Here is a 22,200-nt window from a genome sequence, read left to right on the forward strand (position 1 = left end):
TGTTTTTTTGGAGTCTCGAATGAAATTCACCCCCCTGGCGCTGGCCGCAACCCTGCTGTTCGCCACGACCGCGCAGGCCAATGAAACGGTCATCCGCAAGGCGCTGCTGCAGCAGTTCCCGGGCGCCACCATCAGCTCGGTTCAGAAGACGCCCTACAGCGGGCTGTTCGAGGTCTATCTCGACGGTCAGCTGGTTTATGTGGATGCCAAGGCGCAATACGTGTTCGCCGGCGACGTGATCGACCTGAAGAACCGTGCCAATCTGACCCAGGCGCGTTTGAACCAGTTGCAGGCCGTGAAATGGGACAGCTTTCCGTTCGGCAATGCGCTGAAAACCGTCAAAGGGAACGGCGCACGCAAGCTGGTCCTGTTTTCCGACGTCGATTGCCCCTATTGCCGCAAGTTCGAAGCCGAGCTCGCCAAGGTCGACAACATCACGGTGTATACCTTCCTTTATCCGATCGAAGGCCTGCATCCCCAGGCCACCCAGACCTCGAAGCAGATCTGGTGCGCGCCCGACCGCAACAAGGCGTGGGAAAACTACATCACGAACGGCGCGGTGCCCAAGAATGACGGCAAGTGCAGCAACCCGGTAGAGGAGACCATTGCGCTGGGCAACAAACTGAAGGTGTCCGGTACGCCGACCCTGTTCTTTGCCAACGGCCAGCGCGTACCCGGCATGGTGCCGGCTGCGCAGCTCGAAAAACTGCTCGCCGCCAACGCCAAGTGAGGATGGCGGGATGAGTTCGGGTTTCTGGGACGCGCGGTACGCCACCGACGACTACATCTTCGGCACCGCACCCAACCGATTCCTCGAAAGCCAGGTTGCACACATCCAGCCCGGAATGCGGGCCTTGTCCATCGCGGACGGCGAAGGCCGCAACGGCGTATGGCTGGCCGAGCAGGGCGCCAGGGTGCATGCGGTCGACGTGTCGCCGGTGGCGCTTGAAAAGGCCCGCAAGCTGGCGGCCGTCCGCGGCGTGTCGCTGGACTTCGAGCAGGTCGACATTCTCGGCTGGAATTGGCCGGAAGCGGCCTACGATCTGGTGGCCGCCATCTTCATCCAGTTCGCGCCGCCACCAGAGCGCGATCATGTCATCGCCGGCATCCGCCGCTGTCTGAAGCCCGGCGGGCTGCTGATTCTGCAGGGCTACACGCCGAAGCAGATCGAGTTCGGTACCGGCGGTCCCCCCAACGCGGCCAATATGTATACCGCCGGGCTGTTGCGCGACTGGTTCGGAGACTGGGACATCCTGCATCTGGCCGAGCATGAGTCCGTCATCCGCGAGGGCAGCCATCATCATGGCATGTCGGCCCTGATCGACCTGGTGGCGCGGAAGCCGGGCGGTTGAGTCTCGCCCTGTCGAGGGGGTTAGTGCATGTCGGCCACGACCACGCGGCCTGCGCGGCGCTCCAGGTCTATCGTCAGGATTGAACCGGCCGGCTTGTCCAGAATGTAGGTTGCCGGCGTATCGATGAAGCGCGCGTGATATGACGTGCTGCCGCTTGCGACGATGTTTCCGGCCGTATCCTTGCACCACACGATCAAGGCCCCGACCTTGTCGAACTGCACGGTGTAAGGGCCTGCGCATTCGCTGGATTCCGCGGGCGTGTGCCGGATGCTGTGGCGCGCTTCGTTCTGCCGGTTCATGCGGTTCACGCCGGACTCGATGTCATAGGCCAGCCGGGTCGCGGCGTCGGTGAAGCAGCCTGCCAGAAAAAGTACGGTGGCCAGCAGGCCCAAGCCGCGCACAAGGCGCAGGTTCATGCGGCCTACCCTGTCCGTATCACGACTGTTCCGCCTGAGCCAGTTCCCGCAGGCCATCGAGCGCCCGCTTCAAGGTGGCGCTGTCGCTCTCGCTGTCGCGCGGGAACACCATATAGGCGGGTAGCTTGAACTGCGGGCTGTCCGGCACAGGCCACAGCAGGCCGTCTTCAATATAGTGGCGCACCAGGCGCTGCGGAAAATACCCGCTGCCGCCATAGGTCAGGAGCTGCTGCACGCCCAGCCAGCCGATGTTGGCGACCAGCGTGGGCGGAGGCGCATCGGGATAGTGGTCGCTGAATTGGGCATGAAATTCCGGGCCCCAGTCGATGTGGATGTAGCCTTCGTCCGGCCAGCCGCGCGCAAGGTCGTTGGTCACCAGCAGCAGGGTTTCGTCGAACAGCGGTTCCACCACCAGACCGGGGCGCGAGGTTGGCGTATACATCACGCCGATGTCCACCGTGCCTTCGATCAGGCTTTGCATGATGTCGGATTCGAATCCGATTTCCAGGCGCAATGAGACGTCCGGCGCGGCCTTGCGCATCCAGTCCACCCAGTGCGGCAGGAAGCCTTCCCACAGCGCGATGCGCCCGGACAGGGTCAGCACGTCGCGAAACCCCTGCGGCAGGCCGACGTCGTGCAGCGCCTGCTCCAGCGTGCGGACCAGATGCTTGGCGTGGCGCAGGAAGCGTTTTCCCGAAGGCGTCAGTTCGGCGCCATTGCGTCCGCGATGGAAGAGACGTGCACCCAGCGTGGTTTCCAGCGTATGAATGCGCGCGCTGACGGTTGACTGCGTGATGTGGAGACGGCTTGCTGCGGCGACGAAGTTGCCGGTGGCGGCCACAGCCAGGAAAGTACGAGCGAGTTCGGTGTCCATATTTCAAGTATCGGTTTTGCCGATATTAAACACCAAAATTTATCGTTGGATGGATATATAAGAGTTCTCTAAACTGGGCTCGTCTCAAGAACAAGGAGCCTGCCATGAACCGCCGAGCCGAACTGGCCAGTCTGATACCCGAGCGCGACAACGAGGGTTATTTGCTCGATCCAGCCAACTGGAGCCGGGCTGTTGCCCAATTGCTGGCGGCCGAGGACGGCCTGGTGCTGACGCCCGCTCATTGGCAGGTGATCGATTTCATCCGTGCCTGGTACGGCGATACCGAAAGCGTGCCGGAAGCGCGCCGGGTGATCCAGCACCTGGCCGAAGGCGGACGGGATAAGCGTGCCGCCAAGCAGGCCCTGTACGACCTGTTTACGCATGGCTATGGCCAGCAGGCATGCCGTATCGCAGGCATGCGCAAGCCGCTGAAACTGATGCTCGACGTGTGAGCAGGAGACCCCGAACGATGAAAGCGGACTACACGTTCACGCAGCGGGTCGCCCGGAAATGGGCCGGCCTCGTACTGGGCTGGAACGCCCTGAAGATCGGTTATACGGTTTCGGAGCGCGAGCATTGGATATCGGGTGTTGGCGGACTGTTCGGTATTCTGTTGGTATGGTGGGTCAGCAGTCTCCTGGTGGGCGATCACGTTGCCGTTCTGGTCGCAAGCTCGATGGGATCCTCCGCGGTACTGCTGTTTGCCGCCCCCCACGGCGGGATGTCGCAGCCCTGGTCGGTATTCGGCGGCCATATTGTGTCGGCACTGGCCGGCGTCGCCAGCCAGCAGTGGCTGGGCCACGACCCGATGCTGGCCGCGTCGATGGCTGTCGGATTGGCCATTGCCTTGATGTACCCCTTGCGCTGCCTCCATCCGCCCGGTGGGGCCACCGCCATCACAGCCGTCGTGGGAGGCGGGTCGGTTCATGCGCTGGGTTACGGATTCGTCGTGATGCCCATCATGATCAATACCGTGATCATTCTGCTCGCGGCAGCGGCCTACAATTTCCCGTTTTCCTGGCGGCGTTATCCGCAGGCGTGGTGGCGCATGGCGGTGGTATCCGAGCCTACGGCGGACGCTGCCGGTGCAGACGAAAAATGCATGATCCCGCACAGCGACCTGGTTTACGCATTGAGCCAGATCGATACCTTCATCGACGTCAGCGAAGAGGATCTGCAGAAAATCTACGCGCTGGCGCTGGGACATCACCAGCATGCTGCCGAAGCGGCAGGGCTGACGCCCGAGCCGGTCGCCGAAGCGGCGAGATAGCGCGCAGGGCCTGATTAGCGGCCGAGGTCTTCCAGCAGGCTCGACAGATCGTCGGCGTGTTCCTCCTCCATCGCCAGGATGTCTTCCAGCATGCGGCGCGTGGTGACGTCCTTGTCGCCCAGGTAGCGGATCATCTCGCCGTAGCTCTCGATCGCGATACGCTCGGCCACCAGGTCTTCCTTGATCATGTCGACGAGCGAGTCGCCCTCGACGTATTCGGCATGCGAGCGCATCGCCAGCCCGTCCGGATTGAAGTTGGGCTCGCCTTTCAATTGCACGATGCGTGCGGCGATCAGGTCGGCATGGCCCTGTTCTTCGGTGGCATGCTGCAGGAATTCCTGTGCCACCGCGTCGGCGTTGATGCCGCTGGCCATGAAGAAATGCCGCTTGTAGCGCAGGATGCACACCAATTCGGTGGCCAGTGCCTCGTTCAGCAGCTTGACGACCGTGGCGCGGTCGGCCCGGTAGCCGTCGGTGACGGCGCCGTTCTCGATGTGTTTGCGGGCGCGGGCGCGTAAGGTCTTGATGTCGGTGAGAAAGGGATGTTGTTTGGTTGTCGATGCAGCTTTGGCTTTAGCCATGGTCGTCTCCTTGAGAATGGATTGAAAAATTGTCCCGGTGTAGCGTCCCGATGTCCGTCGCGGCACTGCACGGCGCGGGCACCCTGCTTGCTGCGGGCCTGGCCGAGTTGCACCAGGCAACCGCGCGCTCCCAGCGCATCAACCGAGATCGAAGCGATCCAGATTCATCACCTTGGTCCAGGCCGCCACAAAGTCGCGGACGAACTTCTCCTGCGCGTCCGAGCTTCCATAGGTCTCGGCCAATGCCCGCAGTTGGGAATTCGAGCCGAACACCAGATCGACGCGGGTGCCGGTCCATTTCTTTTCGCCGGTCTTGCGATCGCGCCCTTCGAACGTGTCCTCGGCCTCCGAAACAGCCTTCCACTCCGTGCCCATGTCGAGCAGGTTGACGAAGAAGTCATTGGTGAGCGTCCCTGGCCGCGTGGTGAAGACGCCATGCGGGGATTGTCCGACGTTGGCATTCATGACGCGCATGCCACCCACCAGCACCGTCATCTCGGGCGCCGAGAGCGTCAGCAATTGCGCCTTGTCGAGCAGCAGTTCCTCGGCCGAGACGGTGTACCGGGCCTTCTGGTAGTTGCGGAAGCCATCCGCGATCGGCTCGAGCACGGCGAAGGCTTCGATATCGGTCTGTTCCTGTGTGGCGTCCGTGCGGCCCGGCGTGAACGGTACCGTCACCGTGTGCCCCGCATTCTTGGCGGCCTGTTCGATGCCGGCGCAACCTGCCAACACGATCAGATCCGCCATCGAGACTTTTTTTCCACCGCTCTGGAATGCACGCTGGATCCCTTCGAGCTTTCCAAGCACCTTTGCCAGCTGTGCCGGCTGGTTGGCTTCCCAGTCCTTCTGCGGCGCGAGGCGAATGCGCGCGCCATTCGCGCCGCCGCGCTTGTCCGAACCGCGGAACGTCGACGCCGACGCCCAGGCAGTCGAGACCAGTTCAGGGACAGACAGCCCGGACGCCAGCACCTGGATCTTGAGCGTGGTGGCGTCCGGGTCATCGATCAGGGGATGATCGACAGCTGGGATGGGGTCTTGCCAGAGCAGTTCTTCGTTGGGTACCTCGGGGCCGAGATAGCGCGAACGCGGACCCATGTCACGATGCGTCAGCTTGAACCAGGCGCGCGCGAAGGCGTCGGCGAAGGCTTCCGGGTCCTGGTGGAAGCGTCGTGCGATCGGCTCGTAGATCGGATCCATCCGCATCGCCATGTCGGCTGCGGTCATGATGATCGGCACTTTCTTTGACGCATCGGCGGCGGCGGGCGCCATGTTGCTGTCGGTCGACTGTTTCGGTGTCCATTGATGCGCGCCGGCCGGGCTCTTGGTCAGTTCCCATTCGTTGCCGAACAACATGTCGAGATAGCTCATGTCCCATTGGGTCGGAGTCGGCGTCCACGAGCCTTCCAGGCCGCTGCCGATCTGGTCGCCCCCCTTGCCGCTGCGGTAAGCACTCTTCCACCCCAGTCCCTGTTCGGCGAGTCCGGCGGCCTCGGGTTCGGGCCCGACCAGCGCCGCATCGCCGGCACCGTGGCATTTGCCGAAGGTGTGCCCCCCGCAGGTGAGGGCGACCGTTTCTTCGTCGTTCATCGCCATGCGTGCGAAGGTCTCACGCACGTCGCGGCCCGAGGCAACCGGGTCCGGGTTGCCACCCGGGCCTTCCGGGTTGACGTAGATCAGGCCCATCTGCACGGCCGCAAGGGGATTCTCCAGATCCCGTTCGCCGGAATAACGCTGTTTGTCGTCCAGCCACTTCTCTTCATTGCCCCAGTAGACGTCGATCTCCGGTGCCCAGATGTCCTCGCGCCCGCCGGCGAAACCGAAGGTCTTGAACCCCATCGATTCCATGGCGACGTTGCCCGCGAGGATGATGAGGTCGGCCCAGGAAATTTTCCTGCCGTACTTCTGCTTGATCGGCCAGAGCAACCTGCGCGCCTTGTCGAGATTGACGTTGTCGGGCCAGCTGTTGAGGGGCGCAAAACGCTGGTTGCCATGCCCCGCGCCGCCACGGCCATCGCCGGTGCGGTAGGTGCCGGCGCTATGCCAGGCCATACGGATGAAGAAAGGCCCGTAGTGTCCGTAGTCCGCCGGCCACCAGTCCTGCGAGTCAGTCATCAGGGCATGGAGATCCTTCTTCACTGCCGCCAGGTCGAGGCTCTTGAATGCCTCGGCGTAGTTGAATTCCTCGCCCATGGGATTGGATCGGGGGGAATGCTGGTGCAGGATTTCGAGGCGCAGCTGATTCGGCCACCAGTCCCGGTTCGACGTGCCGCTCCCGGCCTTGTGGTGGAACGGACATTTACTCTCAGACATGACTCTCTCCTATCGACGATACGACCCCACAACGGAGTAAGTGCATTTAAGACCACGAATGAGAATTTGTCCCATGAATAGTTTGAATTTGTTTCATTGATAAAAACGAATGTCTTGGCGGGCTGTGGCCATCGGTCCGAAAGGGCTCAGGCCACGGGTTCCGGGGAGGCTGGATGGGGCCCGCACTTCGCCGGCCATGCCTAATTGAGCACCCATCCATGTTCGATAGGCGGCCGGCCGTGCGACCGCCCCTGGCGACCGGAATATATATCGTGTTGTGATATATTCGGTCTAGAAATTGCCGGCCCGTCCCGGGTCGGCATACCTGCGGTGGCTTGCTGACGAGGAGCCGCATCCACGCGAATCAATCGACGTCTTCAGGGCAGAAGTCAATGAAGTCCAGGAAAAAGATGTGATACACGCCAAGCGGGATTATTCGGTCGATCGCCGGCTCGTGATGGTGTCCGGCGTTGCCTTGTTGATAGGCGTTGCCAGTACGTTTGCGGCCGCTGCACTGCTCGCGTTGATCCACTTCTTTACCAATCTGTTTTTTTACCAGCGCCTATCGTGGGCCGACGTCTCGCCGGCCCGGCATACGCTGGGAATGGGCGTCATCCTAGTGCCGGCGATAGGCGGTCTGCTGGTGGGATTGATGGCGCGTTACGGCAGTGAAAAGATCCGGGGTCATGGCATACCCGAAGCCATGGAGACCATCCTGTTCGGCAAGAGCCGGATGTCGGCGAGAGTGGCGGTGCTCAAACCCCTCTCGTCAGGCATTGCCATCGGCAGCGGTGGCCCGTTCGGCGCCGAAGGCCCCATCATCATGACAGGCGGTTCGCTGGGCTCGCTGCTGGCGCAGTACCTGCACCTGACCGCCGCCGAGCGCAAAACCTTGCTGGTCGCAGGCGCATGTGCCGGCATGACGGCAATCTTCGCCACGCCTGTCGCGGCGCTGCTTCTGGCCGTCGAGTTGTTGCTGTTCGAGTTGCGTCCGCGCAGTTTGTTGCCGGTGGCGCTTGCCTGTGCCGTGGCCGGCTTTCTGCGTAACCTCGTGTTCGGGCCGGGGCCGCTTTTCCCCTTGCATACCGACCCGGTTTCCACGATTGCGTTTGCCTCATGCGTTGCCGCAGGACTGATGTGTGGCGTATTGGCTGCGTTGCTGACGTTGGCGCTCTACCGGGTCGAAGACGGTTTCCATAAGCTGCCACTGCACTGGATGTGGTGGCCAGCTATCGGCGGCGTGCTTGTAGGCATCGGGGGCTACCTCGAACCGCGTGCATTGGGCATGGGCTACGATGTCATCGGCGACCTGCTCAATGGCCATCTACTTGTCGCTGCCGCGATCGCGCTGTTGACGGTGAAGGCGATCATCTGGGTCGTCGCACTCGGTTCGGGGACGTCAGGAGGCGTGCTCGCGCCGTTGCTGATGCTGGGGGCCGGCCTGGGCACCCTGCTGGCGCCTTATCTGCCGGGCGGTTCTCCCAGCCTGTGGGCGCTCGTGTGCATGGCGGGTGTGCTGGGCAGCACGCTCGGCGCGCCGCTCACCGCGATTGTCTTTGCTTTCGGCCTGACGCACGACAGCGAGGCATTGTTGCCCTTGATGCTGACGACTGCCGTGGCCTATGGCCTGACCACGCTGACGCTGAAGCGCTCCATCATGACCGAGAAGATCGCGCGCCGAGGCCTGCACATCTTCCGCGAATATGGCGTCGATCCGCTGGAACGCCAGCACGTGAGCGATCTGATGAACTCAGACGTCATCGCGATCGACGGTGCCATGAAGGTGGCGGATGCCTTGGCGCACTATGGCGACGAACATGACCCGCATCGGACTTATCCCGTGATCGGCGAAGGACGGGTACTGGGAATGCTCGATTATCCGACGCTGCGCAAACATGCCTGCTCAGCGGCCCGCTGCGTTGACGTGCTCATTCCGTTGCAGCCCGAACATGTGCTGCTGCCCGGGGCGACCGCGCGCACAGCCGCAGGGCGCATGGCCCAGCTCGAAATGGGATGCCTGCCTGTGGTCCAGGATCTGGGCAGCATGCATCTCATCGGGACCTTGTCGCTGCGCGACCTGCTCGGGCCTAACCGCAGCTTGATCGAAGAGGAAACCTTGCGCGAGAGAATGCGCTGAACGGTCGCCGCTGGATGGCACATCGGGGATCGGCGTTTTAGCGGGCAAGGCACAATGGAATCTGCCGGTTCCATGCGCGTTCGCTTCCGTTGTCTAATACGGCTTTCGCGATAGCCGAGGAAGCGCGCAACCTCCATGACCCTTCAAGAGCTGAAATACCTGGTAGCCCTTGCCGATCACGGCCACTTCGGCCGCGCCGCCGAGGCCTGCTTCATCACGCAGTCGACGCTGTCGACGCAGATCAAGAAGCTGGAGGACTTCCTGGGCGTGACGCTGTTCGACCGCAGTCTGAAGCGCGTCACGCCTACTCCCATCGGCCGGGAAATCCTCGCGGCTGCGCGCAATATCGTCGAAGAATCCGAACGTATCCGCGAACTCGCCAAGCACGCGCAGGATCCGATGTCGCGTACGCTTCATCTCGGTGTCATTCCCACCCTGGGACCGTATTACCTGCCGCACGCGTTGACGCTGGTCCACAGGAAGCATCCCGGGCTGCGCCTCCTGCTGCGCGAGGAGATGACCCCGCAGATCCTGGAGCATCTGGTGGACGGCAGGCTGGATGCGGGTCTGCTGGCCCTGCCTGTGACCGACGACAGTCTGCGTGTCGAGCCGCTGTTCTACGAACCGTTTTTCGCCGCGCTGCCTGCCGGTCACGCGCTCGCCAAGCAGAATGTCCTCAAGGTGTCGGACATCATGAACGAGAAGCTGCTGTTGCTCGACGAGGGTCATTGCCTGCGCGACCAGGCACTCGACGTCTGCGGCACCGGCTCGCGCGGGCGCGAGGAAGTGCGTGCGACCAGCCTGGAAACCCTGCGCCAGATGGTGGCCATGGGATTGGGGTTGACGCTGATGCCGGCGCTGTCGGTGGACGCCGCGCCGCGTGCCAATAAAAAGGCGGTCGAAATACGTCCGTTCAAGAAGCCCGCGCCTGGCCGAACCATCGGCCTGGTGTGGCGCAAACGTGCGCCGTTTCCCGAGACATTCGAACGCCTCGCGGCGACGCTGAAAGCGACTTTGCCAACTGAAGTGGAGCCTGTCTGAGCATGTCCGATCTCAACGACCCGCGCGTCTTTTTCGCCGCCGAACGCACGCTGATGGCGTGGAACCGTACCGGCCTGACCCTGATGGCCTTCGGCTTCGTGCTCGAACGCTTCGGCCTGTTTCTGCATGTGTTGCGCCAGACCGGCCATGTGGGACGGGACCTGTCGTTCTGGATCGGCATTGCCTTCATCTGTTTGGCATTGGTCGTGATCGGTTTTTCCATCGTGCAGTTCAAGCGTGTGCTGCGCACCCTGAAGCCGATCGAGATTCCCGAGCGCTATTGCACCTGGGGTGGGATCGCGATGAATCTGTCGGTCGTGGTGCTCGGTTTCGCGCTGTTGGCGTACCTGTTTTCCGAACTGTAAGGACGCTGTCTTCCTCAGGCCACGGCCACGCTTTTCACCTGGGCCACCACTGGCGTGCCAGGCCGGAGTTCCAGCAGCAGTGCCGATTTCCGGGTGATGCGCGCGAGCAGCACTGTGTCGTCCAGCGCCAGCCGCACCAGGACCTGTCCCGGCGCATCGTCGGCCAGCTCGATGACCCGGGCCGGCAGCAGGTTCAGAATGCTGGTCTGCTGCGGCATGGCCAGCGTCAGGCTGACGTCGCGTGCGGCGACGCGTACCCGGAGCGATGCGCCGGGCGAACCGTGCAGGCCAGGTAATTCCAGCACGACGGGGCCGCGGGCGACGTGGGTGAGCTGGAGCGCCCGGTCGTGTGCGATCACGATGGCATCGACGATGGTGGCGGCGATGTCGCGGTGTGCCAGCGGCAGGTCGAGCCGGGTCAGGCCCTCTGTCAGGGGGCCTTGGTAGACGAGGCGGCCGGCCTCGATCAGCAGCAGGTGATCGGCCAGGCGCGTCACTTCGTCGAGTGCATGGCTGACGTAGAGCAGGGGTAGTTCGAGTGCATGGTGCAGCCGTTCCAGGTAGGGCAGGATGTCGGCGCGTGCGCCTGTGTCGAGCGCGGCCATCGGTTCGTCCATCAGCAGCAACCGCGGGCACGACAGCAGTGCCCGGCCGATCGCCACGCGCTGGCGCTGGCCGCCCGATAGCTGATGCGGCTGCAACGCGATCAGTGGCGCCAGTTCCAGCCAGTCAACCACTTCATCCCACTGGATGGTGCGTTCTCCGGACGGCACGCGCTTCCAGCCATATTCCAGGTTGGCGCGTACCGACAGGTGCGGAAACAGGCTGGCCTCCTGGAAGACATAGCCGAGCGCGCGGCGATGGGTGGGAACGAAGACCGAGTCGTCCTGCCAGACCTCGCCGTCGACGACGAGCCGTCCGGGCGCACGCGCGAGCCCTGCGATCAGCCGTAGCAGCGTCGTCTTGCCCGAACCGGACTGGCCGAACAGGGCGGTGACGCCGTGCGACGGTACGCTGAAATCCGCATCGAGCGAAAATTCGCCGAGCGTGACGCGGAACCGCCCCTCGATCCGGCTCATGTCGGGGTCCGCTGCCAATGCCCGCTGTAGCGGCCCAGCATCAGCAGCACGAGGAAGGAAAACGCGACCAGCCCGGCCGACAGCAGGTGCGCGTCGGCGTACTCGAGCGCCTCGACATGGTCGTAGATCGCTACTGACAGGACTCGCGTCTGGTCCGGAATATTGCCGCCCAGCATCAGCACCACGCCGAACTCGCCCACGGTGTGGGCGAATGCGAGCACGGCGGCGGTGATGAAGCCGGGCCGGGCGAGCGGAATGGCCACGCTGGCGAAGCGGTCCCATGGCGAGGCGCGCAAGGTGGCGGCCACTTCGAGCGGGCGCGTGCCGATGGCTGCAAACGCATTGGCGATCGGTTGTACCGCGAAGGGCAGCGAGAACACCACCGATCCGACTACCAGCCCGGCAAACGTGAACGGCAGGGTCGACAAACCGAGTTGCTGCATCACGTGTCCGACTGCGCCTTTCGGTCCCAGCAGTACCAGCAGATAAAACCCCAGCACGGTCGGCGGCAATACCAGCGGCAGCGACACCAGCGCGGTGACGGCCGCGCGCAGGCGCGCGTGGGTGTGGGTCAGCCACCAGGCCAGCGGCGTGGCGATCAGCATCAGCAGCGCAGTCGTGATCGCGGCCAGCTTCAGCGTCAGCAGGATGGCTGACGTATCGGCCTCGGTCAGGGACATGAATTACAGGTCGTAGCCATAACTGCGGATGATAGCCTGCGCGCCCGGCGTTCCCAGGAAATCAAGCAGCGCACGCGCAGCCGCATTGTCGGCACCATGCTTCAGCAGGGCAGCATCCTGACGGATCGGCGAATACAGCTGGCTGGGGACGAGCCACATCGAGCCCTGAGTCAGCTTGCCGTCCTGCATGATCTGGGACAGGGCCACAAAGCCGAGGTCGGCATTGCCGCTGGCGGCAAACTGATAGGTTTGGCCGATGTTCTCGCCCACCACGAGTTTGCCTGCGACCGCATCGAAGAGTCCGAGTTTGCCCAGGGCCTCCTTTGCGGCGGCGCCGTAAGGCGCGAGCTTCGGGTTGGCGACGGCAAGCCTGCCGAAACGGTTCTGCTTCAACACGGCATCGGTGCCATCGATCAGGTTGGCGTTGGCGCTCCATAGGGCGAGCTTGCCGATGGCGTAGTTGCGGGTGGCGACGGCATCGCCTTCGCGTTGCAGCCGCGCCGGCGTGTCGTCGTCGGCGGCCAGCAATACGTCGAACGGGGCGCCGTTCTTGATTTGTGCGTAGAACTTGCCGGTCGAACCGGACGACAGGGTGAGCGTGTGGCCGGTCGCCTGTTCGAACCGGGCGGCCAGCACCTTCATCGGCATGGCGAAATTGGCGGCAACGGCAATATGCGCCGTGTCTGCTGCGGCGGGCAGGCTGGCGAATGCGGACAACACAAGGACGGATGCCAGTTTCTTGAATACGCGTGTCATGAAGGTCCCCTGGGTAAGATGCACGTTTCGATATATCCAGTATGTCATATCGAATGGGGAGAGAACAAGCGATGCATTTCCGGCGAGGCTTACCGCAACGCGCGCAGCGCCTGTCGCGTGGCTTCGTCTGCTGTCGTGTCGCGGAGGCGCGATTCGAACGAGGCCGTGAACACTTGCGACGCCTGGCCTGCGGCGATCAGGTCAAGTGCTTGCCGAAGGGCTTCGATCAGATGCCAGTCGTCGTCCGTGATGCCCGAGGCGTCGTGGCCGTTCGCGGTTCGTACCCAGCCGTCCAGGTCGCCATCGAAGCGTCGATAGATATTGAGTTTGTCGAGTGTCAGCATGGGCGTGCCGCCGACTTAGCCGTCCGTGCGCAGATGCCGGGCGAGTTTGGCCATGTCCGCCTCGGTGGCCTTGCGGGCGCGGGTTTCCAGGTGGCGGTACAGGACGATCACGTCATCGGCCAGCGGCGTAAGCTGCGCCCCGCCTCCGTGCGCGCCGCCCTTGCTGGCTTCCACGAGCGGATGGGCGAAACAGCGGTTCATGGTGTCGACCAGATGCCAGGCGCGTTTGTAGCTCATCCCCATGGCACGGCCGGCCGCGGCGATGGAGCCGGTTTCGCGAATGGCTTCGAGCAGCTGCACTTTCCCGGGTCCGAGCGCGATGTCGTCGCCGAGGATGAGACGGAAGGTGAGGCGTGGCGTCATGGTGCGATGATAGCCGGCCGGATGCCCGGCAGGCGGGCGAAGCTGTCGCGCTTCACAGTTTCGATGAAGTCGGCGACGTAGGCGCGCGCCGCATCGGCCTCGCGCACCGCGACGTGCAGTTCGGCCCACAGGCCGTGCTTGCCGATGCGGCGTGCGGCGACGTAGCCGCGTTCGAGATAGGGCGCGACCGCCCATGCCGGCAGCGCGGCGAGCCCGCGGCGGCTGGCGACGAGCTGCAGGATGGCCACCGTCAATTGCGCTTCGCGCCGCGCCGGTTTGATCCCAGCCGGCGCGAGCACGCGGCGGATCAGGTCGAGGCGATCTTCCGGCACCGGATAGGTGATCAGGGTGTGGCCGGCAAAGTCGGCCGGCAGCAGCCATTTCTTTGCGGCGAGCGGATGATCCGGCGGCAACAGCGCCAGCATCTCGAAGCCGAACAGCGGCGCATATGCGACGCCTGCTCGCGGCACGGTGTCCGACGTGATGACGAGATCGGCGCGCCCGTCCAGCAGCAGACCCACCGGGTCGGCCTGGAAACCGCCCAACAGGTCGAGCTCCACCCCGGGCCAGACGTCGCGGTAACTATCCATGGCGGGCATCAGCCAGTCGTAGCAGGTGTGGCACTCCACGGCGATGCGCAATTCGCCGGCGTCGCCGTCCTTCAGCTTGGCCAGGTCGCGCAGCGCCGCATCCACCTGGGGCAGTGCGGCATGCGCCAGCGTCAACAACCGGCGGCCGGCGGCGGTGAGGCCAAGCGGGCGCGTGGCACGTTCGACCAGCGGCAACCCCAGCGCATCTTCCAGCGCCTTCAACTGGTGCGACACCGCAGATTGCGTAAGGTGCAGGCGTTCGGCGGCAGCAGTCAGCCCGCCTGCTTCCGTCACGGCCTGCAGCAGCCGCAGGTGCCGCAGCTCGATATGAGTAATGTTCATCTAATCAATGAGAAATATTCGTTTGTTTCATGGTATTCGCATCGGCATCATGGCGTCCATCATTTCTTGGGAGCACGCACATGGCACGGACACACGTATTGGGCGTTCCGCGGATCGGCCCGAACCGCGAACTGAAATTTGCGCAGGAAGCCTGCTGGCGCGGTGAAATCGACGAAGCTGCATTAAGGGCCGTGGCCAGCGGCATCCGTCAGGCGAACTGGCGGCGGCAGCATGCGGCCGGGCTGGATTTCGTGACGACGGGTGACTTCGCGTTCTACGACCAGATGCTGAACCAGGTCGCGCTGCTCGGGTGCGCGCCGGAACGCTTCGGCTTCGGCAGTCGGATCGCGCTGTCGGAATATTTCCAGCTGGCGCGCGGCAATGCCGCGTGCCATGCGATGGAGATGACCAAGTGGTTCGATACCAACTATCACTATCTGGTCCCCGAGTTCAAACCGGACACGCATTTCGCGCTCGATCCCGGATGGCTGTTCGACGAGGTGACCGAGGCGCAGACGGCCGGGTTCGAGGCCAAGCCGGTGCTGATCGGTCCCCTGACTTTCCTGTGGCTGGGCAAGGAAAAAGCGGCGGGCTTCAATCGCCTCGACCTGCTCGACCGGCTGCTGCCGGTCTATGCACAGATTCTGGCGCGCCTGAAGGCACAGGGGGTCGAATGGGTGCAGATCGACGAGCCTGCCCTTGCGCTCGACCTGCCAGCCGAGTGGCGGTCGGCTTTCGAGCGCGCCTATCACGCCCTCAACAGCGCGGGCGTCAAGCTCCTGCTCGCCAGCTATTTCGGACCGTTGCGCGAGAACCTGCTGGTGGCACTGAAGTTGCCGGTGGCGGGGGTGCATGTGGATTGCGTACGCGGCGGCGGCGAGCTTGCCCAGGTGATCGACTGGCTGCCTGCCACCAAGGTGCTGTCGGTCGGCGTGATCGATGGCCGCAATATCTGGAAGACCGACCTGAACGCCGTGTTCGATCGCTTCGAGGGCCTGCATGCGCGCTTGGCCGACCGGCTGTGGTTGGCGCCCTCGTGTTCGCTGTTGCATGTGCCGGCGAGCCTGGCGGGCGAAACCGCAATGGATGCGGTGCTCCGTAACTGGCTGGCGTTCGCCGACGACAAGATCGCGGCCTTGTCCACGCTCAAAATCGCGTTCAACGAGGGACGTCAGGCGGCGGCTGCGGAACTGTCCGCCAATACCCGGGCACTGGCGTCCCGCCGGGCGTCGTCGCGCGTGCATGACGCGGCGGTCGCTGCGCGGCTGGCCGCCCTGACGCCCGTCCACGACGTGCGCAACAGCCCGTTCGCGGTTCGCCAGTCCATTCAGCGTGCGCGTTTCAAATTGCCGGATTTTCCTACCACGACCATCGGCTCGTTCCCGCAGACGCCGGAGATCCGTCGCGCGCGCGCGCGCTTCAAGGCAGGTGCGCTCGGCGAGGCCGACTACACCGCTGCCATGCAGGACGAGATCGGGCATGCCATCGAGAAACAGGAAGCGCTGGGGCTTGACGTCCTGGTGCACGGCGAAGCCGAACGCAACGACATGGTCGAATATTTCGGCGAGCAACTGGCCGGTTTTGCATTCTCGCAGAACGGTTGGGTGCAGTCCTACGGCAGCCGCTGCGTCAAGCCGCCGATCATTTATGGCGACGTGTCGCGTCCACAGCCGATGACGGTGGCCTGGGCGCGCCATGCGCAGTCGCTGACCCTGAAACCGGTGAAGGGTATGCTGACCGGCCCGGTGACGATGCTGCAATGGTCGTTCGTGCGCGACGACCAACCGCGCGCAACCACCGCCCTGCAGATCGCGCTGGCGATCCGCGACGAAGTGGCCGACCTTGAAACGGCCGGCATTGGCATCATCCAGATTGATGAACCGGCCTACCGCGAAGGCCTGCCATTGAGAAAAGCGGATTGGGCCGCGTATCTCGAGTGGGCGAGCCGGGCGTTCCGCACCAGTGCGTCGGGTGTGAGCGATGCGACGCAAATCCACACCCACATGTGCTACTCGGAGTTCAACGATATCCTGCCTGCGATTGCGGCCATGGATGCCGACGTCATCACCATCGAGACCAGCCGCTCGGACATGGAGTTGCTGCGTGGCTTCGGCGAGTTCAGCTACCCGAACGAAATCGGCCCCGGCGTGTATGACATCCACAGCCCGCGCATTCCCGATGCGGCTGACATGACGCGCCTGCTGGAGAAGGCAGCCCAGGTGATTGCGCCCGACAGGCTCTGGGTCAACCCCGACTGCGGACTGAAAACGCGCGGCTGGGGGGAGACCGAGGTGGCGCTCGCCAACATGGTGGCGGCGGCCCGCACCATGCGGGAGCGGTGCCGTCCGCAATCCAATAGCGGGTGCAGCGGTTTGTCTGCATAAAAAAACGCCCTGCCAGCGTAAACTGGCAGGGCGCTTGATGCCGTCAAGCTGCTGACGGCGAATCGAAGGTCGGCTCAGCGCCGACTCATTCAATCCCGGTCGTGATCGCGGTCGCGGCCATGATCGTCATCGTGACCATACTTCGCCTGCGGGCACGGCGTGCTGATCATGATGGTGCGATCGACGCCGCTGTCGGGATGCTGCACGTTGACGTAGGCGACATTCGGCTTGAACTTGTCGAAGTACAGGCCGGTGCTTTCCGCACCCTTGGTCGACAGGCTGGCCCACTTGCCGATGGCTTCGGCGACACCGTCGTCGTTCTCGTCCTTGGCAAACCAGATGTCCTCGATCAGGTTGTCCGGGTTGGTGAAGGCGCTACCGGCCGGCTGCCTGGTGGCCATGTCCAGCGTGGCGCGGCTGGCGAACAGCTTGACCGTGTTGCTGCGCAGGTCGATCGAGAACACCTTGTGGTTGGTGGTGGTCGCCACATACAGCTGCTGCTTGCCGTTCTTCAGCGTCTTGATCTCCAGGTCTTCCGGACGGTCGAACTTGGTACCCAGGAAGGCTGGCAGCTTCGGCGTGGCGCGGCCGTCGATCGCGGTCAGGCCGTTGGGGTCGGTGACGACCACGGCACCGGGCAGGGCGACGCCGTTGTTGTCGGTCAGCGGAATCCAGGTGGCGGCACCGGTGGCTTCCTTGACCGTGCCGTCGCCCACGCGCAGCACGAAGGTCTGGCCGGCGGCGAAGAAGTCGTCGCCGTTGTCGGCCTGCGGGTTGGCCGAGGTGAACTTGAAGATGTGGCTATTGTCGCGTTCGTCGATGAAGTACAGGTTGTTCTTCTGGTCGAACGCCAGACCTTCGTGCGACACGCGCGGCAGGATGTCGCGGTGCTTGATCACGATGTCGGCGGGTGCGGCCAGCGGATTGACCACTTCGAACAGGCGGCCGTACTTGCTGGTCGGGCCGGCCGGATCGCTCCACGACTCTTCGGCGGTGATGAAGGTCCCCCAAGGGGTCCAGCGGGAGGCGTCGAAGGACACGTGGCTGTCCAGTGCGGGTGCGGCGGAGGGGCTGTGCCAGATGGTTTCGGTCTGCATGGTGCGCAGATCGGTGCGCTGGATACCGGCCTGGCCGGTTTCGAACACGGTGAACAGGAAACGGCCGGCTTCGGGGCCATTCTCGTTCACGGTGTGCATGTCGTAGTTACCACTGTCGAAGCGGGTGGCCTGGGCGGGGTCGCGGGCCACGATGGTCATCTGGCTGAAATGCGGCGAGGCCAGCTTGTAGGGGGCGGACTCGGGCAGCGTGCCGGCGCCGACGTCGCCGGTCATGGGCACGAAGCGGTCGAACGACGTGCTGCCGGCGAAGGCTGACGAACCGGCCAGAACCAGGCCGATGGCGAGCGAGAGTTTCTTGAGTGTCATATGGCGTTCCCTTGATCGTAAATGGAGTGTGTACTGATGACTGGTACGGATCGACTACGGAAGCAGGCTGATGAGGCGCTGCATGCCGAGAGCCGATCGAATCAGTACGCAGGGCATCCTAACGAGGCGATATGTCATGCGTATTGCATTCGCATCATGCTGCAGGTGGAATCCGGATTTTCTACCGGGCGCAGGGTGGAACTCGCTTATGCGCCCCCTGTCGTTTGGTGGAGTCGTTTAGAATCCCCTCACTTTGAACACCATCCTGCATCGCTTCCTGTTATGCGTGCCGCTCGCGCTGTGCCCGGCATGGGCAGGTGCGGCAGCGTTCGATCTGCCCGGGCGCCCCGGAACCTTCTGGCAGCAGCCGGATGGCTTGCCCGTTCCGGCTGTGACGCCGACGGGTGTCGTGCGCTTTGCCAGCCTGGCCGCCCTGACCGACCATGCGCTGCGCGAACGGGCGGAGACACGTGCGGCTTGGCTCGGCATCCAGGCCGAGGCGGCGCGGCTGGATGCCGCCACCGCAGCCAATTGGCCCACGCTCACAGGGCAATTGAGTTTCACCCAGAGCCGGGCGTTGTCCAGTTCGGGCGCGACCGTCCCCACGCTCAATCGCTATGGCCCCAGCCTCAGCCTGGCCTATGTGCTGGTCGACTTCGGCGCACGCGCCGCCAGCATCGATGCCCAGCGCTATCAGCTCATGGCCAGTCTGCTGACCGGCAACCGCACCCTGCAGGATACCGTCGCCGAAGTGGAGGCCGCTTATTTTGCCTTGCTGGCCGCGCGTGCGCAGGTCACCGCCCAGATCCAGCAGGAAACCGCCCTGCGCGCCAGCCTCGACGCGGTCGACGCCAGGCTGCGGGGCGGGCTGGCGTCGCGTGCTGACCAGCTGCGTGCGCGGGCTGCGCTGGTCGAGGCCGAGCTGGCACGCCAGGCGGCGGAGCGTGACCGGGCCAAGGCGGAAGCCGCGTTGAAACAGGCCGCGGGCATCGCCCAGACGCAAACGCTGGAACTGGATTGGCAGGCCGTGCCGCCGGATCCCCTGGCTGCCACGACCCTGCTGGCCGACCTGTTGCAGGAGGCCCAGCGCAATCGCCCCGACCTGCGAGCCCTGCAGGCTGCCGCGACCAGCGCACGCTTCGAGGCCGAGCGTGCACGCGCGGCCCGCTGGCCGAGCCTGTCGCTGGCAGCCAACACCGGGCGCACGCTGTTTCTGGACAGCGATCGCTCGCCGTCGACGACCTACAGCGTCGGCGTGAATGTGACGATGCCGCTGTTCGACGGCGGGCGGCTGGCCGCGCAGGCGCGCGCTGCCGCGCGCGATGCCGAGCGCCTGCAGGCCGATGCCGAGGCGCAGCGCAGCCAGGTTGCGCTGGCGGTGGCCGATGCCTATTACGATGTCCGTCAGGCCCAAGCCCAGCGCGAAGGCGTGGGGGCGCAGTTCGACAGTGCCAGCGAATCGGCCCAGGCGGCCGAGGCGCGCTACAAGACCGGCGTCGGCAGCCTGCTCGAATGGCTGACCGCCCAGGCTGACCTGGCGCGCGCGCGCCAGGCGCAGGCGCAGGCCGATAGCGATTGGCTGGCGGCCTTTTCCCGTTTGAATCATGCCTTGGGCCGCCTGCCCGCCACCTCTCCTGCGAGCCTGCCATGAAAATGCGCATCCTGTTGGTCGTTGTCGTACTCGGATTGATGGCCGGTGTGGCCTATCGCATTCAGCATTCCGCATCCGGCGACAAGAAGGGCGGCGGCGATCGCGCGCTCAGCGTCAGGACGGTCCCGGTGGCGGTGCGCGACTTCCCGCGGGTGATCGATCTGCCCGGCACGCTGGAGGCGGCGCAGCAGGTCGCCATCGTCGCCCAGACCGGCGGCACGGTGCTGCGCCAGCATGTGCAGGAAGGCGACGCCGTGCGGGCGGGGCAGGTCCTGTTCAGCCTGGATAGCCGTCCCGCGCAGGCACGCATTGCGCAAAGCCAGGCCACGCTGGCCGGCGCCCGCGCCGAAACGGCCGATGCCGTCCAGAAACTCGATCGCCTCAGTCCACTGATGAAGTCGGGCTATATCAGCCGCCAGGAGTTCGCCGACGCGCAACTGGCACTGGAATCCGCCCGTGCGCGCGCAGGTACCGCGCGCGCCGAGCTGGAGGCGGCGCAGCTGGACGTGGCGTACGGACAGATTCGCGCGCCGATCGACGGACGCGTCGGGCGCATTGCCGTACGCCCCGGCACGCTGGTGCAGGCGGGCGGAACGCCGCTCACGACGATACTGGCGCCGGGCACGCTCGACGTGCGGGCCAGCGTATCGCAGCAGGACTGGCCCGAGCTTGCGGCTGCACGTACACATGGCAAGGTGACGGCCGAGGTGTTCCGGGATACGGATCGTACTGTCCGGGCGGAGGGCGAGCTCGTGTTCGTCGATTCGCAGATCGATGCCACGACGGGCGCAGTCCCGATCAAGGTGCGGCTGGCCGGGGCCCCGACCGCGCTGCTGTCGGGGCAGGGCGTGCGGGTGCGCCTGCTGCTGGGCGTCGAGCCGAACGCCAAGGTGGTGCCTGAGGCCGCGCTGCAGCACGCGCAAGTCGGCTCGTATGTGTATGTGGTGCGCGGCGGCAAGGCCGTCGTGCAGGCGGTGAACGTGACGCGCAGCCTCGACGGCGAGGAGGTGGTCGAAGGCGAACTGCGCGCCGGCGAGCCGGTTCTGATCGAGATTCCGCAACGCCTCAAGGCAGGCAGCAAGGTCAAGCTCGAAGGCACGCATCGATGAATCTGTCGCGGCTCTTCATCGAGCGCCCGGTCGCCACGCTGATGCTGGTGCTGGCGATGGCGCTGTTCGGCGCGCTTGCCTACAAGCAGCTGCCGGTGAACGACCTGCCGCAGGTGGATTTCCCGACGCTGCGCATCACTGCGTCGCTGCCCGGCGCCAACCCCGAGACCATGGCCAACACCGTGGCGACGCCGCTGGAACGGCAATTGGCGACCGTGGCGGGGATCGAGTCGATGAGCTCGCAATCGGGCCAGGGCTCGACCAGCATCACGCTGCAGTTCGAACTCGGGCGCGACATCGATGCCGCCGCGCAGGACGTGCAGACCGCGATCGCGCAGGCGGCGCGCAACCTGCCGCAGGGTATGGACCCGCCCCAGCTGAGGAAGATCAACCCGGCTGATTCGCCCATCATGTATCTGGCCCTGTCGGCCGAGCGCCTGCCTTTGACCGAACTCGACGCCATCGCCGATTCGCGCGTGGCGCAAAAGCTGTCCAGCCTGTCCGGCGTGGCGCAGGTGCTGGTGTTCGGCTCGCAGAAATATGCGCTGCGCCTCTATCTCGACCCCGCCAAGCTGCAGCAGCGCGGACTGACTTTTGCCGACGTGATCCAGGCAGTACAGAATGCCAACGCCAACCTGCCGTCCGGCACGCTCGACGGCGCCAGTCGCGCCTATACGGTGAAGGCGCCGGTGGCGCTGGCCAATGCCGCGGACTTCGGCGACATCATCGTCGCCTATCACGACGGTACAGCGCTGCGGGTGAAAGACCTCGGCCGGGCCGAGGATGGCGTCGAGGACGACAAGCGCAAGACCTGGTACAACGGCACGCGCGCCATCGTACTGGCAGTGCAGCGCCAGCCGGGGGCGAACACGGTCGCGGTCGCCGACCGCATTCGCGCGATGCTGCCGCAGATCGAGGCGGAACTGCCCGACGGCGTTCGCCTGCAGGTGCATTTCGATCGCTCGCGCTTCGTCAAGGATTCGCTGCACGAGGTGAATTTCACGCTGCTGCTCGCATTGGGACTGGTGATCCTCGTCATCTTCGCCTTCCTGCACAATGTCCGCGCCACGCTGATCGCCGCGCTGGTGCTGCCCAGTTCGCTGCTGGGCACCTTCGCCTTCATGCATCTGCT

At 64.5% G+C, this 22,200-nt stretch carries 22 protein-coding genes; 11 read left to right on the top strand and 11 right to left on the bottom strand.

Features of this window, described 5'->3' with window-relative positions; genetic code table 11:
• Positions 1-19 precede the first annotated feature (19 nt).
• Positions 20-730, top strand: coding sequence for a DsbC family protein (locus ABT23_RS00505; protein WP_296629672.1), 711 nt, complete (start codon positions 20-22; stop codon positions 728-730).
• 10 nt (positions 731-740) lie between these two features.
• Positions 741-1,352, top strand: a complete 612-nt coding sequence (locus ABT23_RS00510; protein WP_296629674.1) for a class I SAM-dependent methyltransferase — start codon at positions 741-743, stop codon at positions 1,350-1,352.
• 20 nt (positions 1,353-1,372) lie between these two features.
• Here the strand turns inward: ABT23_RS00510 and ABT23_RS00515 are convergent, their stop codons facing one another.
• Together ABT23_RS00515 and ABT23_RS00520 are read right to left on the bottom strand one after the other, a co-directional pair.
• A complete protein-coding gene (locus ABT23_RS00515; protein ID WP_296629675.1) occupies positions 1,373-1,768 on the bottom strand; it encodes a hypothetical protein in 396 nt (131 codons plus the stop codon).
• Between the two features lie 19 nt (positions 1,769-1,787).
• Positions 1,788-2,642, bottom strand: a complete 855-nt coding sequence (locus ABT23_RS00520) for a LysR family transcriptional regulator (RefSeq protein ID WP_296629677.1) — start codon at positions 2,640-2,642, stop codon at positions 1,788-1,790.
• 104 nt (positions 2,643-2,746) lie between these two features.
• Between ABT23_RS00520 and ABT23_RS00525 the strand changes: the two genes are divergently transcribed.
• The gene (locus ABT23_RS00525) at positions 2,747-3,094 is read left to right on the top strand and encodes a TusE/DsrC/DsvC family sulfur relay protein (protein ID WP_296629678.1); all 348 of its coding nucleotides are present in this window, start codon (positions 2,747-2,749) and stop codon (positions 3,092-3,094) included.
• Between the two features lie 17 nt (positions 3,095-3,111).
• Positions 3,112-3,912 (top strand): HPP family protein, encoded by an 801-nt coding sequence (locus ABT23_RS00530; RefSeq protein ID WP_296629679.1) that lies wholly within the window; start codon positions 3,112-3,114, stop codon positions 3,910-3,912.
• Positions 3,913-3,926: 14 nt separating this feature from the next.
• Here ABT23_RS00530 and ABT23_RS00535 read toward each other — a convergent pair whose 3' ends face one another.
• Together ABT23_RS00535 and katG are read right to left on the bottom strand one after the other, a co-directional pair.
• A complete protein-coding gene (locus ABT23_RS00535; protein ID WP_296629681.1) occupies positions 3,927-4,493 on the bottom strand; it encodes a ferritin-like domain-containing protein in 567 nt (188 codons plus the stop codon).
• A 138-nt stretch (positions 4,494-4,631) separates the two neighbouring features.
• Positions 4,632-6,803, bottom strand: a complete 2,172-nt coding sequence (gene katG, locus ABT23_RS00540) for a catalase/peroxidase HPI (protein ID WP_296629682.1) — start codon at positions 6,801-6,803, stop codon at positions 4,632-4,634.
• A gap of 412 nt (positions 6,804-7,215) precedes the next feature.
• Between katG and ABT23_RS00545 the strand changes: the two genes are divergently transcribed.
• The 3 genes from ABT23_RS00545 (at position 7,216) to ABT23_RS00555 (ending at position 10,346) form a co-directional block, all read left to right on the top strand.
• Entirely contained in the window at positions 7,216-8,940 is a 1,725-nt protein-coding gene (locus ABT23_RS00545) for a chloride channel protein (protein ID WP_296629684.1), read from the top strand.
• A 135-nt stretch (positions 8,941-9,075) separates the two neighbouring features.
• Complete coding sequence (locus ABT23_RS00550) at positions 9,076-9,981, top strand: LysR substrate-binding domain-containing protein (protein WP_296629686.1); 906 nt, start codon at positions 9,076-9,078, stop codon at positions 9,979-9,981.
• A 2-nt stretch (positions 9,982-9,983) separates the two neighbouring features.
• Positions 9,984-10,346, top strand: coding sequence for a DUF202 domain-containing protein (locus ABT23_RS00555; protein ID WP_296629687.1), 363 nt, complete (start codon positions 9,984-9,986; stop codon positions 10,344-10,346).
• A 14-nt stretch (positions 10,347-10,360) separates the two neighbouring features.
• On the opposite strand, the gene modC is transcribed toward ABT23_RS00555, so the two are convergent.
• The 6 genes from modC to ABT23_RS00585 form a co-directional block, all read right to left on the bottom strand.
• A complete protein-coding gene (modC, locus tag ABT23_RS00560) occupies positions 10,361-11,425 on the bottom strand; it encodes a molybdenum ABC transporter ATP-binding protein (RefSeq protein ID WP_296629689.1) in 1,065 nt (354 codons plus the stop codon).
• A complete protein-coding gene (modB, locus tag ABT23_RS00565) occupies positions 11,422-12,105 on the bottom strand; it encodes a molybdate ABC transporter permease subunit (RefSeq protein WP_296629690.1) in 684 nt (227 codons plus the stop codon). The genes modC and modB overlap by 4 nt, the downstream gene beginning before the upstream one ends.
• 3 nt (positions 12,106-12,108) lie before the next feature.
• Positions 12,109-12,861 (bottom strand): molybdate ABC transporter substrate-binding protein, encoded by a 753-nt coding sequence (modA, locus tag ABT23_RS00570; RefSeq protein ID WP_296629692.1) that lies wholly within the window; start codon positions 12,859-12,861, stop codon positions 12,109-12,111.
• A gap of 89 nt (positions 12,862-12,950) precedes the next feature.
• Complete coding sequence (locus ABT23_RS00575; protein WP_296629695.1) at positions 12,951-13,205, bottom strand: hypothetical protein; 255 nt, start codon at positions 13,203-13,205, stop codon at positions 12,951-12,953.
• Positions 13,206-13,220: 15 nt separating this feature from the next.
• Positions 13,221-13,568 (bottom strand): winged helix-turn-helix domain-containing protein, encoded by a 348-nt coding sequence (locus tag ABT23_RS00580; protein ID WP_296629696.1) that lies wholly within the window; start codon positions 13,566-13,568, stop codon positions 13,221-13,223.
• Entirely contained in the window at positions 13,565-14,500 is a 936-nt protein-coding gene (locus tag ABT23_RS00585; RefSeq protein WP_296629698.1) for a LysR family transcriptional regulator, read from the bottom strand. Before ABT23_RS00585 ends, ABT23_RS00580 begins: the two co-directional genes overlap by 4 nt.
• Positions 14,501-14,580: 80 nt before the next feature.
• On the opposite strand from ABT23_RS00585, the gene metE reads away from it, so the two are divergent.
• Positions 14,581-16,884, top strand: a complete 2,304-nt coding sequence (gene metE, locus ABT23_RS00590; RefSeq protein WP_296629699.1) for a 5-methyltetrahydropteroyltriglutamate--homocysteine S-methyltransferase — start codon at positions 14,581-14,583, stop codon at positions 16,882-16,884.
• 89 nt (positions 16,885-16,973) lie between these two features.
• Here the strand turns inward: metE and ABT23_RS00595 are convergent, their stop codons facing one another.
• Positions 16,974-18,308: an alkaline phosphatase PhoX gene (locus tag ABT23_RS00595; RefSeq protein ID WP_296629701.1), complete on the bottom strand. Its 1,335-nt coding sequence runs from the start codon at positions 18,306-18,308 to the stop codon at positions 16,974-16,976.
• A gap of 253 nt (positions 18,309-18,561) precedes the next feature.
• Here ABT23_RS00595 and ABT23_RS00600 point away from each other — a divergent pair, with 253 nt between their 5' ends.
• The 3 genes from ABT23_RS00600 to ABT23_RS00610 form a co-directional block, all read left to right on the top strand.
• Complete coding sequence (locus ABT23_RS00600) at positions 18,562-19,959, top strand: TolC family protein (RefSeq protein ID WP_296629704.1); 1,398 nt, start codon at positions 18,562-18,564, stop codon at positions 19,957-19,959.
• Positions 19,956-21,068, top strand: a complete 1,113-nt coding sequence (locus tag ABT23_RS00605) for an efflux RND transporter periplasmic adaptor subunit (RefSeq protein WP_296629706.1) — start codon at positions 19,956-19,958, stop codon at positions 21,066-21,068. Before ABT23_RS00600 ends, ABT23_RS00605 begins: the two co-directional genes overlap by 4 nt.
• On the top strand, positions 21,065-22,200 hold a 1,136-nt coding region (locus ABT23_RS00610; RefSeq protein WP_296629708.1), incomplete at its 3' end, for an efflux RND transporter permease subunit. The genes ABT23_RS00605 and ABT23_RS00610, both read left to right, overlap by 4 nt.

It is taken from the genome of Thiobacillus sp. SCN 63-57 (assembly GCF_001725555.1).
Lineage (GTDB): Bacteria > Pseudomonadota > Gammaproteobacteria > Burkholderiales > Thiobacillaceae > Thiobacillus.

What these genes read in the sequence shown, in the direction of transcription:
- ABT23_RS00505 (WP_296629672.1), top strand. Translation starts at nt 20, where the DNA reads ATGAAATTCACCCCCCTGGCGCTGGCCGCAACCCTGCTGTTCGCCACG.
- ABT23_RS00510 (WP_296629674.1), top strand. Translation starts at nt 741, where the DNA reads ATGAGTTCGGGTTTCTGGGACGCGCGGTACGCCACCGACGACTACATC.
- ABT23_RS00515 (WP_296629675.1), bottom strand. Translation starts at nt 1,768, where the DNA reads ATGAACCTGCGCCTTGTGCGCGGCTTGGGCCTGCTGGCCACCGTACTT.
- ABT23_RS00520 (WP_296629677.1), bottom strand. Translation starts at nt 2,642, where the DNA reads ATGGACACCGAACTCGCTCGTACTTTCCTGGCTGTGGCCGCCACCGGC.
- ABT23_RS00525 (WP_296629678.1), top strand. Translation starts at nt 2,747, where the DNA reads ATGAACCGCCGAGCCGAACTGGCCAGTCTGATACCCGAGCGCGACAAC.
- ABT23_RS00530 (WP_296629679.1), top strand. Translation starts at nt 3,112, where the DNA reads ATGAAAGCGGACTACACGTTCACGCAGCGGGTCGCCCGGAAATGGGCC.
- ABT23_RS00535 (WP_296629681.1), bottom strand. Translation starts at nt 4,493, where the DNA reads ATGGCTAAAGCCAAAGCTGCATCGACAACCAAACAACATCCCTTTCTC.
- katG (WP_296629682.1), bottom strand. Translation starts at nt 6,803, where the DNA reads ATGTCTGAGAGTAAATGTCCGTTCCACCACAAGGCCGGGAGCGGCACG.
- ABT23_RS00550 (WP_296629686.1), top strand. Translation starts at nt 9,076, where the DNA reads ATGACCCTTCAAGAGCTGAAATACCTGGTAGCCCTTGCCGATCACGGC.
- ABT23_RS00555 (WP_296629687.1), top strand. Translation starts at nt 9,984, where the DNA reads ATGTCCGATCTCAACGACCCGCGCGTCTTTTTCGCCGCCGAACGCACG.
- modC (WP_296629689.1), bottom strand. Translation starts at nt 11,425, where the DNA reads ATGAGCCGGATCGAGGGGCGGTTCCGCGTCACGCTCGGCGAATTTTCG.
- modB (WP_296629690.1), bottom strand. Translation starts at nt 12,105, where the DNA reads ATGTCCCTGACCGAGGCCGATACGTCAGCCATCCTGCTGACGCTGAAG.
- modA (WP_296629692.1), bottom strand. Translation starts at nt 12,861, where the DNA reads ATGACACGCGTATTCAAGAAACTGGCATCCGTCCTTGTGTTGTCCGCA.
- ABT23_RS00575 (WP_296629695.1), bottom strand. Translation starts at nt 13,205, where the DNA reads ATGCTGACACTCGACAAACTCAATATCTATCGACGCTTCGATGGCGAC.
- ABT23_RS00580 (WP_296629696.1), bottom strand. Translation starts at nt 13,568, where the DNA reads ATGACGCCACGCCTCACCTTCCGTCTCATCCTCGGCGACGACATCGCG.
- ABT23_RS00585 (WP_296629698.1), bottom strand. Translation starts at nt 14,500, where the DNA reads ATGAACATTACTCATATCGAGCTGCGGCACCTGCGGCTGCTGCAGGCC.
- metE (WP_296629699.1), top strand. Translation starts at nt 14,581, where the DNA reads ATGGCACGGACACACGTATTGGGCGTTCCGCGGATCGGCCCGAACCGC.
- ABT23_RS00595 (WP_296629701.1), bottom strand. Translation starts at nt 18,308, where the DNA reads ATGACACTCAAGAAACTCTCGCTCGCCATCGGCCTGGTTCTGGCCGGT.
- ABT23_RS00605 (WP_296629706.1), top strand. Translation starts at nt 19,956, where the DNA reads ATGAAAATGCGCATCCTGTTGGTCGTTGTCGTACTCGGATTGATGGCC.